Raw genomic sequence first — 18,641 nt, forward strand, 5'->3', positions numbered from 1 at the left:
GTTAAATGTCCCAGAAGAAGGGTGTCGGTAGTTCGCGGAATGGTCGTGATAGTGAATCGAAACGACTTGGAGTTAAAGAATTCGATGGTGAATTCGTTTCTGCAGGTAGTATTTTAGTACGGCAAAGAGGTACTAAATTTAAACCTGGTTTAAATGTTGGCCGTGGGAAAGATGATACATTATTCTCCAAGGTTAACGGTTATGTAAAATTTGAAAGAAAAGGAAAGAAAAACCGTCAAATAAGTGTTTATACAGAAGATCAGGTGGCTGCTTTAGCCTAATGTAAGTTCTTTGCAAATTACCCTCAGTGCTTTGGTGCTGGGGGCTTTTTTCGCTTATAATATTTTTAATTATGGAGGTGATCACTTGTTTATAGATGAAGTAGAATTTAAAGTTAAGGCTGGTGATGGGGGTAATGGTGTTGTCAGCTTTCGCAGAGAAAAGTTTGAAGATATGGGTGGGCCTGATGGTGGAGATGGTGGTGATGGTGGTGATATAATACTGGAAGTTGATGAAGGTATGAACACCTTAGCTGACCTAAGGTATAATAATATATATAAGGCTGAAAAAGGTAAAAATGGTAAAGGCAAAAATCAGCATGGTAAAAATGGTGATGATTTAATATTAAGAGTACCACCTGGAACAATGGTTTATGATGCTGATACAGATAGCTTTTTAGCCGATTTAAAAGAAGCTGGTGAGAAGCATATAGTAGCTAAAGGTGGAAAGGGTGGAAGAGGTAATGCCCGCTTTAAAAAATCAACCCGTAAAGCTCCTCGTTTTTCTGAAAATGGAGCACAAGGAGAATTCCGCAAACTTAGGCTTGAGCTAAAAGTATTGGCTGATGTTGGTCTGGTGGGTTATCCTAATGTCGGTAAATCAACATTAATTTCACAAGTTTCACATGCTAAACCTAAAATTGCTTCCTATCATTTTACAACCCTTACGCCCAATCTTGGGGTAGTAAAGTATGGAGAGTATCAGTCATTTGTAATGGCAGATATTCCTGGTATAATAGAAGGAGCACACCAGGGAACAGGACTTGGTGATGAATTTTTAAAACATCTTGAAAGAACAAGGCTATTAGTTCATGTAATAGATGTATCGGGAATTGAGGGTAGAGACCCACTGGAAGATTTCGAAAAAATTAATAATGAACTGCAGAAATACAATGAATATTTAGCATCATTAGAACAGGTTATTGCTTTAAACAAAATAGATTTACCGGCAGCTAAGCAAAATATTGAAAGGGTAAAATCTGAGCTTAATGACCGCGGTTATAGTGTGTTTCCTATATCTGCTGTAACTTCTGAAGGCTGCCAGAAATTAGTTTACCATCTTGGTCAGAGATTAGAAGAGCTACCTGAAAGAGAAATTGCAAAAGAAGAGGAAGTCGTGATTAGACCTGATTTTGTTGATGAGATCTATTTTGAGAAATTAAATGATAATAAATATGAACTTAAGGGAACTTTGCTCGATTCTTATCTAGAAAAAACTGATTTTAATAATGATGCAGCAGTTCAGCGCCTGATGAGAGTTTTAAAACATCATGGCTTAAATGAAATTATGGAAAAACAGGGTATTAAAGAGGGAGATACTGTTATTATCGGCCCCTTAGAATTTGATTATGTAGAATAAATATAAATAAAATTATTAAAAAGGAAGGTGATTAAATGCTTAATGGAAAAAATAGAAGTTATTTAAGAGGAAAAGCAAATAAACTTAATCCAGTAATTCATGTTGGTAAAGAGGGAATCACAGATGCTGTAATTGATCAGCTTGATCAGGCATTAGAAGACCATGAACTACTAAAAGTTAGGATTTTAGAAAGTGTTGGTCGTTCAACCCGTTCTAGTGCAGAGGAACTTGCAACTGCTACTGCAGCAGAAGTTGTTCAGGTTATTGGTGGTATTGCTGTACTTTTTCGTCAGCGAGATGAAGATTCTGAATATAAATTAAAAAAATAATTTCAGTTTAGATTAATTTTTTACTCGGGGGAGAAATTAAAGGGAGTGATCTTTATTTCTAAAGTTAAAATTATTGCAGACAGCTGTTCTGATCTACCACAGGAGATTGTTGACCAATATGATATAGAAATACTTAATATTCCTGTTCATATAGCAGATCAAGTTTACTATGATAGAGATGATCTGCAGCCAGCAGATTTTTATGAGCTTTTAGCAGAAAAAGAGATTAAACCTACAACATCGAGAATTACACCGGAAAGGTTCAAAAAATGTTTTGAAAAATACTTAGCTGATTATGATAAAATACTCGTAATAGCTTTTTCTTCTAAATTGAGCGGTATCGCTGAATCAGCTGTTATAGCTAAAAATGAGCTTGGAACAGATGATATAGTTATTATTGATTCAAAAGCTGCTTCTGTTGGTTTTGGATTATTAGTCTATCAGGCTGCTAAAATGCTTCAAAATGGAGAAGACTTTCAAAAAGTTGTAAGAAAGACTGCTCATACTGCTTCTCATTTAGAGCATATTTTTGTTGTTGGAGATCTGGAAATGCTAAAAAGGGGTGGTAGGATATCTAAAACTAAAGCCTTTTTTGCTGATGTATTAAATATCAAACCGATACTTCATATTCAAGATGGAGAAATATTAGCCTATGATCGGATTCGTGGTAAAAAGAGAATGTATAATTATTTGTTGAATGAAATCGAAAATAAGTGTAAAAATCCAGGTGAGCAAATTATTGGAGTCAGTTATTCAAAAGATCATAAAGCTGCAGAAAAATTAAAAAATATGATTTTTGATAAGTTTCAACCTAGAGATGTTTTTACCGCTGAAATTGGAGCAGCGGTTGGTTCTCATGCTGGTCCAGGAACACTCGCAGTTGTATTTAAAAATAGTGAAAAAACAGCAGAAGCAAAAATATATTAATCTTAAAATTTAGCAGATGTGGGGTAAATTATGTCAATTTTAAATATCACTGATCTCAAAAAAGAATATGGCATAAATGAAGTATTAAATGGATTTTCTATGCACATTAATGAGGGAGAAAGAATTGCTTTAATTGGTGCTAATGGCTCAGGCAAAACCACTGTGTTTAAATTAATCGCTGGAAAAGAGAATTATTCTGAAGGTAATATATCTATTCGTAATGATATCGAGCTTGGTTATTTAGATCAGCTGCCTGATTTTGAAGCTGACTTGACAATTTATGCCGAACTAGAGAAAGTTTTTCAAGCAGTTATTGAGCAAATAGCGAGCTTAAAAGAATATGAAGAAAAAATTGCTCGTTATGGTAAAAGAGCGGATGGCTCAACTTCTGATTCACCAAAATTGAATAAGTTGATGCGGGAATATTCGCAACTTCAAGAAGAATTTAATCAGGGAATAGCTTATGAATATCAAAGTAAGATACGCCAGGTTGCAGCAGGACTTGGTTTTAATGAAGAAGAGCTTTATCAAAAAAAACTGGGCCAATTAAGTGGAGGCGAAAAAACTAGATTAGGTTTGATAAAACTTCTTTTAACTGAGCCAGATTTATTATTATTAGATGAACCCACAAATCATCTTGACCTAAAGGCTGTAGAATGGCTAGAAAATTATTTAAATAGTTATCAGGGTACCCTATTAATTATATCTCATGATAGATATTTTCTTGATAATGTTGTCAATAGGATAGTTGAAATAAAAAATGGTAAAAATGAAGATTATACAGGTAATTATAGTTATTATAAAAAGGCAAGAAAACGCCGTTACGAACAGCGCTTAAGAGAATATAAAAACCAGCAGAAAAAAATAAAAGAGTTAGAAGATGCCATAGAACAACTCTATATCTGGGGAAGATCCAGAGATAGCGAAAAAATGTTTAAAAGGGCAAAAGCCATGCAGAAAAGGCTTGATAAAATTGACAGATTAGAAAAGCCAACTCTAAAGGGAAGAAAAATGAACCTTAACTTAAACACAGAAGTTAGAGGTGGCAATGATGTACTTAAAGTCGAAAATTTAGCGAAAAGTTTTGCTGATTTAAATTTGTTTAGGGATTTAAACCTTGAGCTTTATAGAGGTGATAAGGCTGCTATTATTGGGGATAATGGGAGCGGCAAAACCACTCTTTTGAGAATAATAATGGGAGAAATCAAAGCTGATTCTGGCCAGATTAAAATAGGTACAAATATTTATCCTGATTATTACAGACAGGAATTTGATGGTTTTGATGAACAGGATGATCTGATAACTGCTTTAAGAAAAGAGACTAGAATTACCGTCTCAGAGGCCAGAAATCGACTTGCTGCCTTTTTATTTACCGGAGAAGATGTATTTAAAAAAGTTTCTCAGTTAAGTGGTGGAGAAAAAAGTAGATTAAGGCTTTTACAGCTGATGAGTGGAAATTATAATTTTTTAATCCTGGATGAGCCTACAAATCATCTTGACCTGCCTTCTAGAGAGGTTCTAGAAGATGCCTTAAAAGAATTTGAAGGTACTGTTTTAATTGTATCTCATGATAGATATTTTCTGGATGAAGTTGTTGATTATATTTATGAACTAGAAAATAGTGTGCTAAAAAAATATTATGGTAATTACAGTTATTACAGCAGAAAAAAAGAGAAAATAAATATTGAAAGTGATGCAACAGAAGCTGAAACAATAAACCAGGGAAAACTCGATTATGAAGCCCAAAAACGGGCCAGAAATGAAGAAATGCAGCGTCAAAAAAGTTTAGAAGAAACTGAAGCTGAGATAGAAAAGTTAGAAAATAACTTAGCGGAGATCGAATCAGAGCTGACAGCAGAAGAGAACCTGTCCGATTTTGAACTGTTACAGGATCTAAAAGAAAAATATAAGCGATTAAATAATAGATTAGATAAATTATATAAAAAATGGGAAGAACTTTTAAAACATTAAAAAGAAAACCCCCTGCTAAGAGAAGGAGAAGTGAACATGGCAGGGGGTTTTCCGGTCTATAATATTATTTATATGTGATAGTTAATAATATTATCAATATTAATTTTTATTGCAGGGCTTTTACACCTTCTTCACCGGTTCTAATTCTGATGGCATTTGAAATATCTGAAATAAATATTTTTCCATCACCAATTTCACCAGTGCCAACGGCTTTTTTAATTGCTTCAACTATTTTGTCTACCTCATTATATTCTACAACAACTTCTACCTTGATTTTTTTTCTGAGCCTAATCCTATAAGTAACTCCTCTATACATTTCGGAATGGCCTTTTTGAGAACCATAACCTTTTACCTCAGTAATATTTAAACCACTAACTCCCTGTTCTTCAAGTATATCGATTAAATTATCGGTTTTTTCAGGTCTGATAATAGCTTCAATTCTTTTCATTTTATACCTCTCCTTTTTGTGCTTTTAAGTTGGGGACAAAATCTGGATAAGATTCTGTTCCATGCTCTGAAAAGTCAAGGCCTTCTATTTCATCTTTTTCAGAAACTCTTAAACCAATTACTAAATCAATTGCTTTAAAGAGTACTAAACCAAGGCCAAATGCCCAGAAGAAAACTGCTGCAACACCGATTAATTGAGTTGTTAAAAGGCTTATTCCTCCACCATAGAGAAGACCACCATCTATAGCAAAAACACCGACTGCTAAAGTACCAAAGGCACCACAGACACCATGAACCGAGATAGCTCCAACTGGATCATCAACCTGGATTTTATCAAAAAATTCTACAGAATAAATAACTATAATACCTGCAATTGAACCAATTATTACTGCTGAAATATTGGTTACATCAGCTGTTCCAGCTGTTATCCCAACTAAACCTGCTAACGCACCATTTAAAGTCATACTTACATCTGCCTTGCCATATTTTATCCAGCTAACTGTCATTGCTAATACAGCACCTGCTGCAGCAGCTAAATTTGTAGTAACAGCAATAGAAGCTATACTTAAATCAGTTCCTGCAATTGTAGATCCCGGGTTGAAACCAAACCAGCCAAACCAGAGGATGAAAACACCTAAGGCAGCCATCAATAAATTGTGACCGGGTAAAGCATTTGCTGAACCATCTTCATTATATTTACCTATTCTTGGTCCTAAAATTATTGCACCAGCTAGAGCTGCCCAGCCACCTACTGAGTGAACAACGGTTGAACCAGCAAAGTCGATAATACCCATCTGTTCCAACCAACCTCCACCCCAGATCCAGTGTCCTACAACAGGATATATAAATGCGGTAATAACGACACTGTAAGCCAGGTATCCGGAAAAGTTAGTTCTTTCTGCCATTGCTCCAGAAACTATAGTTGCTGCTGTTGCTGCAAAGACTGTCTGAAAAATAAAGAAAGCCATAATTGGAATATCAAGTCCTAAATTTTCAAATGTTCCCTGAAGAAAAAATCCAGTACTCCCTATAAAAGCATTTCCAGCTCCAAACATGAAAGCAAATCCAACCGCCCAATAAACCAAAGAGCCAGCTGCAAAATCCATCATATTTTTCATGATAATATTTCCAGCATTTTTTGCTCTGGTAAAACCAGCTTCCACCATTGCAAAACCGGCCTGCATAAAAAATACTAAAAAAGCAGCTATTAAAGTCCACATTGTATTAATAGCTACTGCGTTAGCTGCAGCCTGATCTTCCTGGGCTAAAACTAAAGAGCTCATCAAAATCACCAGCATAAATGTCAATCCAGCTGTCTGCAAAATCTTGCTTCTCAATACTTTTCTACTCATTGTTATTTCCTCCTATGTAAGGTTTATGTTAACTATGAATAGATTATATATTAGCTTTATTCAGCAAAGCAAGTGATTTTAAGTTTATATAATGGTATACAGTGTATACATTATTTAATAGAATTTTCAGACACAAAAATACTTTTAAAAGTCCGGCATTTCGGGGAGTTCTAACTTATGAGAGTTCTTTTTAGCAAGATTTTCTATTTTTGTTTTTGTTTCTTCTTTTGCCTCACCTGTTAAAATGTATTTATCTATTTCTTCATAACTCATTCCCAGTTCAGTTTCATCTTTTTGTTCTTCCCAGAGTCCGGCAGAAGGTGCTTTATTTATTATTTTATCGGCTATATTTAACTCTGCTGCTGTTTTTCTGACCTCGGTTTTTGTTAGATTGGCCAGGGGAGCCAGATCAATTCCTCCATCACCAAATTTAGTGAAATATCCTAATTTTAACTCACTTCTGTTGTCGGTTCCAACTACCAGATAATTGTTTAAATTGGCATAAAAATAAAGGTAGGCCATTCTCAATCTTGGTTTAACATTTGCCAGGGCCAGTTTTAATTTTTGATCACCATTAATATTTTTAATTGAAGTAGAAAATCTATCTAAATTATCAAGATTTAAACTCTTAACAAATTCCTGATAGGTATTTTTAAGATCTATAATCTTATAATCTATCTCAAACTTTTCGGCATGTGCAATCGCATCTATTTGATCCTGTTCATTGCTCTGACAGGGTAAGATTAAGCCAAGTGTATTGTCTGGAAAAGCTTTTTTGCAGAGAAGAGAGGTAAGTGAAGAATCAATTCCACCGGACAAACCTACTACAGCACCATCAGATCCACTTTCTTTAACCTTATTTTTAATCCATCGACTTAAATTTTCTGCAATTTCCTTATAATCTTTATCTAAATAATCTTCAATCATTTTTTTCACCTCTTAATTAATTTAAAAAAATATATATTATAAAAACTTAACCTCCCACTTGTTTTGTAGGCAAGCGAGAGGTTAAGAACCATAATTTAAACATTTATTGTTTAAGTAATTAGGGGGGGCTAATAGCTGCTCATTTTAAGCGCTAAACAATTAAATATTTATAATTATTAGCAATTAATAATTTGTTTAGAAAGTTGTCAGGTATTGCTCAAGTTCCCAGTTTGTGACCTGGGTTCTATAGGCATCCCATTCTGCTTTTTTAGCTATTACAAAGTGTTCATAAACATGTTTGCCTAAAGTAGCTTTGATTAATTCATCACCAGCTAAAATGTCTACAGCTTCATTTATATTAGAAGGAAGACTCTCTATTTGTAACTTTTCTTTACGATCTGCAGTCATTTCATAAATATTTTCTAGAACTTCTTCTGGTGGTTCAATTTCATTTTTAATACCATCTAAACCAGCTTTTAACATTACTGCAATTGCAAGATAAGGGTTTGCGGTTGGGTCAGGATTTCTAAGTTCGAGTCTGGTTCCGTTCCCACGTGCTGCTGGGATTCTTATTAAAGCACTTCTGTTAGCACTTGACCAGGCGACATAAACTGGAGCTTCATAACCAGGAACAAGCCTTTTGTATGAGTTAATAGATGGATTAGTTATTGCAGCAATTGCTCTAGCGTGTTTTAAAATTCCACCAATATAATGATAGGCAGTTTTGCTTAATCCTAATCTATCATCTCCATCATAAAATACATTTTCCCCATTTTTAAATAAAGATTGATGGACATGCATTCCTGAACCATTTTCTCCAAAAATAGGTTTAGGCATAAAAGTGGCATGTAAACCATGTTGATGGGCAATAGATTTTGTTACAAACTTAAAGGTTGCAATATTATCTGCTGTTCTTAAAGCAGGAGCATATTTAAAATCAATTTCGTGCTGACCTGGAGCAACTTCATGGTGAGATGCTTCTACCTCAAAACCCATTTCTTCTAAAGCTAATACTATATTTCTTCTAGCATTTTCACCTTTATCAACTGGACCTAAATCAAAATAGCCACCATTGTCATGGGTTATAGTAGTTGCTTCTCCATTCTCATCTAATTGAAATAAGAAAAACTCTGGTTCAGGGCCTACATTCATTTCAAAGCCCATTTCTTCAGCTTCTTCCAGTGCTTTTTTTAATACATTTCTTGGTCCACCAGAAAAAGGTTTTCCTTCAGGGGTATATACATCACATATTAAGCGAGCTACTGTACCACCTTCATCTGGGCGCCAGGGGAAAAGAGTAAAGGTATCATAATCTGGTCTTAAATACATATCAGATTCCTGAATTCTTGTAAAACCATCTACAGAAGATCCATCAAACATAATTTTATTATCTAAAGCATCTTCTAATTGTTGAACTGTGATCGCTACATTTTTTACTATACCTAAAATATCTGTAAACTGCATTCTAATAAACTTAACATTGTTTTCTTCAGCCATCTTTAAAATATCTGTTTTACTTAAACTTGACATTAAAATCACTCTCCTATTTTTTAATTAATATTTTTAAATCTTGATATCAGTATAAGCACTTTTTTAAAGGGTGTCAATAGAGCTAAAAATTAAAAATAAAGTGCTATAAAGCCTGCTATGACAGGAGTGTTGTTCTTGAATTATAAAAATAAAGTAATTTTAAATACCTGTATACAAATATAATATACTGTATTTTTACTAAAAATATAAAACTTTTGTTAAAATTTATGCTGATATTTACAATAAGAAATATTATCACAACTAAATTTATGATTATAAACTATTAAAAAGGACTAATAGATAGTATTTAGGAGCTAATTAACTTTAAAAGCTATATTTAATGTGAAATAAAGCACAAGTTATTTGTATTTTTACTTAATTTCTGATAATCTATAATTAAATAATAAAGCAAAGTTGTTTTCTGGTTTTGAGACCAGGAAATTTAAAATAAACTTTAAAAATTTGCCCAAATGCTATACTAATCCTCTGTAAAGGTGTCCCTGCCCGGACGCCTTTTTTTCTTGCTTAAAAAATTTCTCTGATTCTTGACAATTTTCTAAAAATAATATATACTATACAAAACATAATAGTTAAAAAGTGTTGAGAGGAAGGAAAATAATTGTTCTAGATGACAGAGAGTCGGATCAGCTGAGAGCCGACATCTAAGCCAATTATTTTTGTAGTCCTTGAACTGTAAAGCTGAAAAGAAGTAAGCTTTACCGGCTGCCCAAATGGGCCAGGCATCCGTTATCATATGCTGAGGTATAATCAGTTTAAAACTTTTTGTACCAATGAGGCTGTTTACAGCAAAAATGGGTGGTACCACGTGAGGGAACTCTCGTCCCTATTAATAGTTAGAACTATTAGTAGTGATGAGGGTTTTTTTGATTTATTTTTTAATTAATATTAGAATTTTAAACTAAGAGGAGTGAGTAGAGTGACTAAAAATAATGAAAAATTGATGAGTGGAGCAGAAATTTTTGTTAAATCGTTAGAGGCAGAAGGAGTAGAAGTAATTTTTGGTTATATTGGTGCTAAGGTTATTACTATTTATGATAAGCTTTATGATTCCAAGATAAGGCATATTATGCCTCATCACGAACAGGGTGGTGTTCATGCTGCAGATGGATATGCTCGCTCTAGCGGTAAAACTGGGGTCTGTATAGCTACTTCTGGCCCGGGAGCTGCTAATATGGTAACTGCTTTAGCAACTGCCCATATGGATTCTGTGCCCCTTGTTGCTTTTACTGGACAGGTTCCTAATACAATGATAGGTACAGATGGATTTCAGGAAGCAGATATTAAAGGTATTACCATGCCGATTACTAAAAACAATTATATTGTCAATGATGTTAAAGATATTTCACGGATTATAAAAGAAGCTTTTCATATTGCTTCAACCGGAAGGCCAGGGCCAGTTTTAGTTGATATACCTTCTAATATTTTAGCTGATCAGGCGGAGTTTAATTATCCAACAACCGTTGATTTACCAGGTTATAATCCAACTTATAAAGGGAATAAACTTCAGATTAAAAGAGCAGCTGAACTGATTAATAATGCTGCTAAACCTATAATCTATGCTGGAGGAGGAGCAATAATATCCGGTGCAGATAAAGAGGTTGCAGAACTTGCTAAAAAAGCAGAAATACCTGTTACAACAACCTTAAATGGAATAGGTATTTTTGATGAAAATGATTCTTTAAGTTTAGGTATGCTTGGAATGCACGGCAGTACTGAAGCAAATTTAGCCATCACTAATACCGATTTAATAATAGCTTTAGGAGCTCGCTTTGATGATCGAGTAACCGGTAAGATTGATAGCTTCGCTAAAAATGCAGCTGTTATCCATGTCGATATAGATCCAGCTGAAATCGGTAAAATCATAAAAACTCAGGTGCCGATTACCGGTGATGTAAAATCTGTAGTTGAAGAGCTTATTCCAAAAGTTAAAAAGGCAAAAAGGCCTGGCTGGTTAAAAGAAATAGATGACTGGAGAAAAATCGATAAAAAGGCTGACCCAGCACTCAATGATAAACTATTACCATCTGAGATAATTGAAACTCTTTATGAGCTGACTGATGGAAAGGCTATTATCACTGCTGGAGTTGGTCAGCATCAGATGTGGGCCGCACAGTATTATAAGTATTCTCGCCCCCGAAGTTTTATCAGTTCTGGTGGACTTGGAACAATGGGTTTTGGATTCCCTGCTGCAATTGGAGCAAAAATAGCTAATCCAGATCAGGATGTATTTGCCCTGGTAGGAGATGGAAGTTTTCAAATGAATATTCAGGAATTGGCGACAGCTGCTAAAAACAAGGTGCCTGTTAAAATAATCTTATTTAATAATCAGTATCTAGGTATGGTTAGACAATGGCAGGAACTATTTTTTGATAAACGTTATTCAGCTACCTGTTTGCGCAGACAGATAGATTGTCCACCTCAGTGTTCCGGACCTAATCAAAATTGTCCGGAAATGATACCAGATTTCATTCAGGTGGCTAAAGGTTATGGTATTCAGGGCCAGACTATTACTAATAGAGAAGATATAGAGAGTGCTTTAAAAGCTGCCATTGAATCTAAAGAGAGTTATTTGCTTAACTTTATGATCGAAGAAGAAGAAAATGTATTTCCGATGGTATCAGCTGGTGGTAGCTTGAAAGATATGATTTTAAGAAAAGAACAGGAAAAGTATGCTAATAAATAAAAATAAAATAATTCACTAAAAATCAGCTCATAATTATGGTACAATAATATAAGAAAGAATAGACAGCTCTAAAATTAAAATAATAGATAAAACTTTAGAAATATTATTTATCAAGGGAGAGATTTTAGTGGATATTACAGCAAAACTAAAAGGAAAAAATAAATTTTTGTTTTTCCTTTTAGTTTTTGGTATTTTAATTAAGTATAATTTTTTACTCTGGTCTGTTTTCCAGGTTTCATCTTTTATTAGTATAATTTTAAAAAATATTATTATTATAGCTTTGCTTACAATATTATTTGACTTTTTAGTAAAAACTAATAAAAGAAAGATATTAACATTTATAATTTATTTCTTTTTTCTGATTTTCTTTTTAGCAAATCTCTGGTATAATCGATATTTTGGCAATTATTTAAGCTTAACTGATATGACTATGGGTCAGGGTGTAAGGCCATTTAAAGTTTTAATTCGCCAACTTATTAGATGGCAGGACATAGTATTTATTATTGAGCTGCCATTTTTAAGTTATTTGCTATTATTTAATCGGGAGAAAGGAAATAAATATACTTTTAATCATGTTACTTTAAAAAAAGACCGTGTGAAATACAAAATTATACTGGCTGTATTAATAGTAATTTTATTTGCAGCTCAAATATCTTACAGCAGTTCTCTTTTCAAAAAAAATGGCTTTATGGAATTATATGAATTCAGTACATCTGCTTTTGTCAATGTATATGGAGTTTTTCCCCTCTATATTGCAGAATACAGACAGCTTAAAATTAGAGAGGAAAGAGCAAAAAATCTTCCTGATATAAATGCTGTAGCCACTGAAAAGAAGATGAGTGGAAAATACGAAATTGAAGATGTTGATAATATAATAGTAATTCAGTTAGAATCGGTAGACAAAAATATTATTGATTATGAATATCAGGGCCGAGAAATCACGCCTTTTATAAATAAACTAAAAAGGAAGTCTCTTAACTTTACTGATATTTATGCTCAACACATTAATGGTAGTTTTGATGCTGAATTTTCACTTTTAACTTCTTTATATCCGATTAATAGAAATTATGCTTTTAAAACAAATGATATGGCAGAATTTAATACCTTAAATAGAGTTTTAACAGAAGAAGGTTTTCAAACCTTTGCTTTTCATGGAAATGATGATCGCTTTTTTTACAGGGATAAAGGATATTTAGAAATGGACTTTGATAAATTTTACAGTCGAGATCATTTTTCGGCATCAGAGGGAGTTATTGGTGATGATAGCTATTTAGGGATTAATGACTATGATTTCTTTGATCAATCCTTAGATTATTTAGCAGAAGCTGAAGAAAATATTTTTGCTCTTTTTATTACAGTAACCAGCCATACTCCATTTGATTTTTATCCAGAGGAAAAAAGTGTAGAAGAGTTTGAAGATATTAGTCCAAAATTCCTTAAAGATTTCTTTAATTCTATGGCATTTGTTGATCAATCATTAGAAATGTTTTTTGATGGCTTAGAAGAACTATCATTGCTTGAAAATACCTTATTTGTTATTTATTCTGATCATGTGGCTGATATAAATCAGGACAAATATACCTCTGCCGGTAATTTTGTCACAAAAAGAAATATAAAAGAGCCAGAGCATATACCGCTTTTTATATATCATCAGGATTTAGATCCAGAAGAAATTGATAAAACAGGTACTCATACAGATATTGCACCAACCATACTTGATATTATAGGTTATCCTGAAAAGCCAGAAGAATTTTTGGGTGTTTCTTTACTTAATGATATTAGAAAACCAGTATTCTTTTTACATGAAATTCCTCAAATCTTATATCGAGATCAATTATATTTAAGACTTCCTGGTTCTGAAGATGAAGGGGCTATTTTTAATAAAATTGCTTATAAAGCTGATACAGAAATAAGAGAGCTTGATTTTAGTAGTGAAGAAAAAGAAAGAATGGATCAAATTATAAACTATATGCAAAAAATAATGAATACAATTTTATATCAGTAAAAGCTTTGATTATGAGGGGGCAAAAATATGTCAGGTAAATTAAAAAAAGGCTCCATTTATTTATTGATGATGGTATTGATTGCTGCAGTGATTTTTTCTTTAAACTATTTTTATGCCAGTAGAATTTCTGAAGATATTGAAGAAAACATTAGAACATTTGCCATTGAAGAAGATTATCAGATTAGAGAACTTCAGATCAGTGCTAATCCCTTTTTAAGAACTGTAAATATCGAGCGTTTGAATTTTTTGGAAACAGATAATTTTAGTCTGGAGTTAAGTAATCTAGAAATAAAGTTGAGCTGGCAGCAGTTAATTAACTATATTCAGGAAGGTGATTTTAACCTTTATAGAAATACTCAACTTCTTATTGATGATATTATTTATTCAAATTTATCAGATGACTACCAGTTAAACTTTAAAGAGAGTAAAATTAATTATCAGGGCAGTTCAGATTTTGATAAATTTATAGAAAGTAAAAATATATATGAGGCAGATCATGATTTCGATTTTAGAGCAGCAGAACTTAAAGTAGATTATCCTTATTACAGACGCTATGGAATAACTAAAGATAGCTGGGATAAATTACCACTTTTTGACAATTTTGTGCTCAAAGTTAATTATGATTCTCAAAGTGATGAATTAATAATTGAAGAATTTGATTTAAGTGGAGAATTTTTAAGTTGCCAGGCTGATTTAGAAGCAGTGGTGATTGATATTGATGAACAGCAGGCTTTAGAAACAGATTATAGTTTAATAACTGCTGATTCTAAAAAGGCTTTTAGTGATTTTAAGGCAAATTATTATTTTGCTTTTGATGGTAGTGGATTAGAAATACTCGAAAATGAATATTTCAAAGACATTAAGCTTGATTCTTTAAGTTTTGATGGCTATTTTGATTTATCTTTAGATGAGCCTGAAGAAATGAGCTATCATGCTAATCAGCTTAATCTAATCCTGGAATTAAAAGATTTAAAACTATTATTTTCAGAAGAATTAAGTCAGCAAATTAATCAGAATACATTTGGTATTTTAGCAAGTGATCAGCTTTTTTCTATAGAAATAAATTTATTTAATTATCTCCAGGATTTCACACATCCTCGGGGTAGTACTGAATCTAATCTTGAATCTCCTTTTGCAGATGCTCAATTAATAGCCGATTTTAATTATAGTCAGGAAACACCATATCTCACCAATGGTCAGTTGAGGTTTAGGCCTAAAAAAGATTCAGCCCAGCAGCTGATTTTATTTTCACAGTTAATTTTTAATAGAGAATTTGAAGAAGATGAAGCTGGATACTATATTATCGAAGCCTGGGGAGATTTTGATGATCTACAGTTTGATTAAAAAACACTTTACAACTCAAGATTAAAATGCTAAAATAATTATTAGTATTTTAAAATTAAATATACTAGCGAGGATGGGTGTGATTCCCTACCGGTGGTTAAAGTCCACAAGCCTATTTGGGGTTGATCTGCTGAAATTGCAGAACCGACAGTAAAGTCTGGAAGGGAGTTAGTAAAGTAATCTTAAGATTGTCTCTTTTAAATAGCAGTTATTTAACATTTTATTTAAAAATAGTTGTATCTGGATCTGTCATGCTGTTTAAAACGAGATTAACAAATCTTTTTATGAATTTTACAACCCTTCCATTTCTCTGGAGGGGTTTTTTAATGCCTGGTTTAATTACAGATTTCTAGAGGACATTTTGTCCTTTGAATTAATAATTTTAATTAAGATGGGGTGAGAATTATGGAAGAAAAGTTTTCAATTACTGACATTAGATATATGGCAAGAGCACTTGAAATTGCTAAAAAGGGTGAAGGTAGTGCCTCTCCAAACCCTATGGTAGGAGCTGTTTTAGTAAAAAATGGAGAGATAATCGGTGAGGGATATCATAAATTTTATGGCGGTCCTCATGCAGAGGTTTATGCACTAAAAGAAGCGGGTCAAAATGCCAATAATGCTGATATTTATTTAACTTTAGAACCCTGCAGTCATTATGGAAAAACACCCCCCTGTGCGGATAAATTAATTAAATCAGGAATAAAAAGAGCAGTTATTGCTATGGTTGATCCAAATCCAGAGGTCTCAGGTAGAGGTATAGAACTATTAAAAGAAGCTGGAATCGAGGTCGAGTTAGGCTTGATGGCCGAGAAAGCTAAAGATTTAAATGAAGTATTTTTAAAGTATATTACAAGTGATTATCCTTATGTATATTTAAAAAAGGCTCAGACCTTAGATGGTTTTATTGCAAGCTCTACCGGTCATTCTAAATGGATAACAAATGAAAAAGCTCGTTTAGAAGGACATAAATTAAGACATAAAGTAGATGCGATAATGGTTGGGATAGGAACTGTTTTAGCTGATGATCCATCTTTAACAACAAGATTAGAAGAACAGGGAGGTATTGATAGTTTAAGGGTTATACTTGATCCGGAACTGGATATGCCCTTAGATGCTAAAATTATTAATCAAGAATCTACTGCTTCAACCCTGTTGATTGCATCAGAGGCGAGTTTAGAAAGCAATTCAGCAGCTTTAATGGAGAAAAAAGAAAAACTTTTAGCTAAAAATAATGTAGATATTATTGCTGTCCCTTTAGAAGAAGAAGGTTTTTTAAATTTAGATTTTATTTTAAGACAACTTCATGATTTAAATATCAGCAGTATTTTGCTTGAAGGTGGAGCTAAATTAAGTTACTCATTTTTAAATAAAGGTTTAATTGATAAATTTTATTATTTTATCGCTCCTAAAATTTATGGTGGTGATGATGGTATTTCTTCATTCTGTGGTCAGGGACCTAAATTAATGTCAGATTCAAAAGATATTAAAATTTTAGATAGAAGATTTTTAGGTGATAATATCCTATTAATTGGTGAATTACAAAACAAATAAGATTTAAGCTGGAGGTGAGCTTAATTGTTTACTGGAATTATACAGGAAAAAGGAGAATTTATTCGTAGAAACAAAGGTGATAATAAATATCAGCTGGAAATTGCTGCAGAAACTGTGCTGAAAAATGTTAAAACTGGAGATAGTATTGCAGTGAATGGTGTCTGTTTAACTGTAGTTGATTTTTCTGATAATTATTTTAGAGCTGATGTAATGTTAGAAACTTTAAAAGCTACAAATCTTGTTCAACTTGCCGGTGGTGATAAGGTTAATTTAGAGCAGGCCCTACAGCCAAATAGTTTTATAGGTGGCCACTTTGTAACCGGGCATATCGATGATACTGCTGAAATAAAAAAAGTTGTAACAGAGAAAAATGCAAAGATAATTACAATGGAAGTTACGGCTGAAGTAGAAAAATATATAGTTAAAAAGGGTTCAGCTGCGATTAATGGTGTTAGTTTAACCGTGATGGAAATTGAGGATAATCTTTTGACCATTTCTTTGATCCCAGAAACCTGGTCAGAAACTAATTTAGCTGATCTTTCTGTAGGAGATAAAGTTAATATAGAAACAGATATGCTGGGTAAATATATTTATAAAATGTTGAATAGAGAACAGAGCAAAAATGCAAAAAGTAAAATCTCTAAAGAATTTTTAGCTGAAAATGGTTTTATTTAAAAATTTAATTTAAAAATTATTTTGAAAGGGAGATAAAGATGGATAAAATTGAAGATGCGATAGCTGATATAAAAGCAGGGAAAATGGTTGTTGTCGTTGATGATGAAGATCGTGAAAATGAGGGGGATCTTCTCATGGCAGCAGAAAAAGCTACTAAGGAAACTATAAACTTTATGATTAAAGAGGGCAGAGGGCTTGTTTGTACACCTGTAGAAGAAGAGATCATCGAAAGGCTTGATCTACCGATGATGGTTGATAAAAATACAGAAACTCATTCAACAGCTTTTACAGTTTCAATTGATCATGTTGATGTAACTACTGGTATTTCTGCTCAAGAAAGAGCTTATACCATCTTGAAAATGGTTGCTGAAGACTCTGAACCGTCTGATTTTATGCGCCCAGGCCATGTATTTCCACTTGGTGCTAAAAAAGGTGGGGTATTGAGAAGAGCCGGCCATACAGAAGCTGCAGTAGACCTTGCTAAATTAGCCGGTCTGAAACCAGCAGGTGTTATCTGTGAAATTATCAAAGAAGATGGTGAGATGGCTAGAATGCCCTATCTGGAAAAATTTGCTCAAAAACACGATTTGAAATTAATCTCAATTGAAGATTTAATACAATATAGAAAAAAAGAAGATAAACTAATAAAAGAGGCTGCAAAAGCAGAACTACCAACTGAATTTGGTGATTTTAAAATTAAAATTTATACAACAGATGTTGATAACAAAGAACACATTGCAATTATTAAAGGTGATGTTAAAGGTAAAGAAAATGTTTTGGTTAGGGTTCACTCTCAATGTATTACAGGTGATATATTTGCTTCTAAACGCTGTGATTGTGGTGAACAGCTGGCTGCTGCATTACAGTTAATAGAAAATGAAGGAGAAGGAGTTGTTCTTTATATGCGTCAGGAAGGTAGAGGTATTGGACTGGCAAATAAGATTAAAGCATATCATCTGCAGGATGAGGGTATGGATACTGTAGAAGCTAATGTTGCCTTAGGATTTGAAGTTGATATGAGAGATTATGGTATTGGAGCTCAGATTCTTGCAGAACTTGGTTTATCAACCCTGCGCTTACTGACAAATAATCCAACCAAAATCGTTGGTTTAGAGGGTTATGGCCTTGAAGTTACTGAAAGAATACCACTTGAGATTAACCCAAATAAAGATAACGAATTTTATTTAAAAGTTAAAAAAGATAAGATGGGACATCTTTTAGATTTTGAAGAATAAAATTTT

Annotated in this window: 15 protein-coding genes, 1 riboswitch and 1 other annotated feature; of the genes, 11 read left to right on the forward strand and 4 right to left on the reverse strand. The window is 33.1% G+C overall.

Features of this window, described 5'->3' with window-relative positions:
• The first annotated feature begins 5 nt into the window (after nucleotides 1-5).
• From rpmA to abc-f, 5 genes are all read left to right on the forward strand, one after another.
• A complete protein-coding gene (gene rpmA, locus HALSA_RS05740) occupies nucleotides 6-281 on the forward strand; it encodes a 50S ribosomal protein L27 (RefSeq protein WP_013405653.1) in 276 nt (91 codons plus the stop codon).
• A gap of 85 nt (nucleotides 282-366) precedes the next feature.
• Entirely contained in the window at nucleotides 367-1,638 is a 1,272-nt protein-coding gene (gene obgE, locus HALSA_RS05745) for a GTPase ObgE (RefSeq protein ID WP_013405654.1), read from the forward strand.
• Nucleotides 1,639-1,673: 35 nt separating this feature from the next.
• A complete protein-coding gene (gene yhbY, locus HALSA_RS05750) occupies nucleotides 1,674-1,967 on the forward strand; it encodes a ribosome assembly RNA-binding protein YhbY (RefSeq protein WP_013405655.1) in 294 nt (97 codons plus the stop codon).
• A 45-nt stretch (nucleotides 1,968-2,012) separates the two neighbouring features.
• Nucleotides 2,013-2,894, forward strand: coding sequence for a DegV family protein (locus HALSA_RS05755; RefSeq protein ID WP_013405656.1), 882 nt, complete (start codon nucleotides 2,013-2,015; stop codon nucleotides 2,892-2,894).
• Nucleotides 2,895-2,924: 30 nt separating this feature from the next.
• On the forward strand, nucleotides 2,925-4,865 hold the full coding sequence (gene abc-f, locus HALSA_RS05760; protein WP_013405657.1) for a ribosomal protection-like ABC-F family protein: 1,941 nt from the start codon (nucleotides 2,925-2,927) through the stop codon (nucleotides 4,863-4,865).
• 106 nt (nucleotides 4,866-4,971) lie between these two features.
• Here the strand turns inward: abc-f and HALSA_RS05765 are convergent, their stop codons facing one another.
• From HALSA_RS05765 to glnA, 4 genes are all read right to left on the reverse strand, one after another.
• Nucleotides 4,972-5,313, reverse strand: a complete 342-nt coding sequence (locus HALSA_RS05765; RefSeq protein ID WP_013405658.1) for a P-II family nitrogen regulator — start codon at nucleotides 5,311-5,313, stop codon at nucleotides 4,972-4,974.
• A gap of 1 nt (nucleotide 5,314) precedes the next feature.
• Nucleotides 5,315-6,664, reverse strand: a complete 1,350-nt coding sequence (locus HALSA_RS05770) for an ammonium transporter (protein WP_013405659.1) — start codon at nucleotides 6,662-6,664, stop codon at nucleotides 5,315-5,317.
• 144 nt (nucleotides 6,665-6,808) lie between these two features.
• Nucleotides 6,809-7,591, reverse strand: a complete 783-nt coding sequence (nadE, locus tag HALSA_RS05775; protein WP_013405660.1) for an NAD(+) synthase — start codon at nucleotides 7,589-7,591, stop codon at nucleotides 6,809-6,811.
• A 195-nt stretch (nucleotides 7,592-7,786) separates the two neighbouring features.
• On the reverse strand, nucleotides 7,787-9,121 hold the full coding sequence (gene glnA, locus HALSA_RS05780; protein WP_013405661.1) for a type I glutamate--ammonia ligase: 1,335 nt from the start codon (nucleotides 9,119-9,121) through the stop codon (nucleotides 7,787-7,789).
• Nucleotides 9,122-9,712: 591 nt separating this feature from the next.
• Nucleotides 9,713-9,970, forward strand: a binding site (T-box leader).
• Between the two features lie 112 nt (nucleotides 9,971-10,082).
• Between glnA and ilvB the strand changes: the two genes are divergently transcribed.
• The 6 genes from ilvB (at nucleotide 10,083) to HALSA_RS05810 (ending at nucleotide 18,635) form a co-directional block, all read left to right on the forward strand.
• A complete protein-coding gene (gene ilvB, locus HALSA_RS05785; protein WP_041595985.1) occupies nucleotides 10,083-11,825 on the forward strand; it encodes a biosynthetic-type acetolactate synthase large subunit in 1,743 nt (580 codons plus the stop codon).
• Nucleotides 11,826-11,952: 127 nt separating this feature from the next.
• On the forward strand, nucleotides 11,953-13,830 hold the full coding sequence (locus HALSA_RS05790) for an LTA synthase family protein (protein ID WP_013405663.1): 1,878 nt from the start codon (nucleotides 11,953-11,955) through the stop codon (nucleotides 13,828-13,830).
• 27 nt (nucleotides 13,831-13,857) lie between these two features.
• Nucleotides 13,858-15,174 carry a hypothetical protein gene (locus tag HALSA_RS05795; RefSeq protein WP_013405664.1) on the forward strand — a complete coding sequence of 439 codons (1,317 nt, stop codon included), beginning with the start codon at nucleotides 13,858-13,860 and terminating at the stop codon, nucleotides 15,172-15,174.
• Between the two features lie 59 nt (nucleotides 15,175-15,233).
• Nucleotides 15,234-15,351, forward strand: a riboswitch (FMN riboswitch).
• 228 nt (nucleotides 15,352-15,579) lie between these two features.
• Nucleotides 15,580-16,725 carry a bifunctional diaminohydroxyphosphoribosylaminopyrimidine deaminase/5-amino-6-(5-phosphoribosylamino)uracil reductase RibD gene (ribD, locus tag HALSA_RS05800; RefSeq protein ID WP_013405665.1) on the forward strand — a complete coding sequence of 382 codons (1,146 nt, stop codon included), beginning with the start codon at nucleotides 15,580-15,582 and terminating at the stop codon, nucleotides 16,723-16,725.
• A gap of 24 nt (nucleotides 16,726-16,749) precedes the next feature.
• Nucleotides 16,750-17,400: a riboflavin synthase gene (gene ribE, locus HALSA_RS05805; RefSeq protein WP_013405666.1), complete on the forward strand. Its 651-nt coding sequence runs from the start codon at nucleotides 16,750-16,752 to the stop codon at nucleotides 17,398-17,400.
• A 38-nt stretch (nucleotides 17,401-17,438) separates the two neighbouring features.
• On the forward strand, nucleotides 17,439-18,635 hold the full coding sequence (locus tag HALSA_RS05810; RefSeq protein ID WP_013405667.1) for a bifunctional 3,4-dihydroxy-2-butanone-4-phosphate synthase/GTP cyclohydrolase II: 1,197 nt from the start codon (nucleotides 17,439-17,441) through the stop codon (nucleotides 18,633-18,635).
• Nucleotides 18,636-18,641: the final 6 nt, after the last annotated feature.

The sequence above is a fragment of the Halanaerobium hydrogeniformans genome (assembly GCF_000166415.1).
Taxonomy (GTDB): Bacteria; Bacillota; Halanaerobiia; order Halanaerobiales; family Halanaerobiaceae; genus Halanaerobium; species Halanaerobium hydrogeniformans.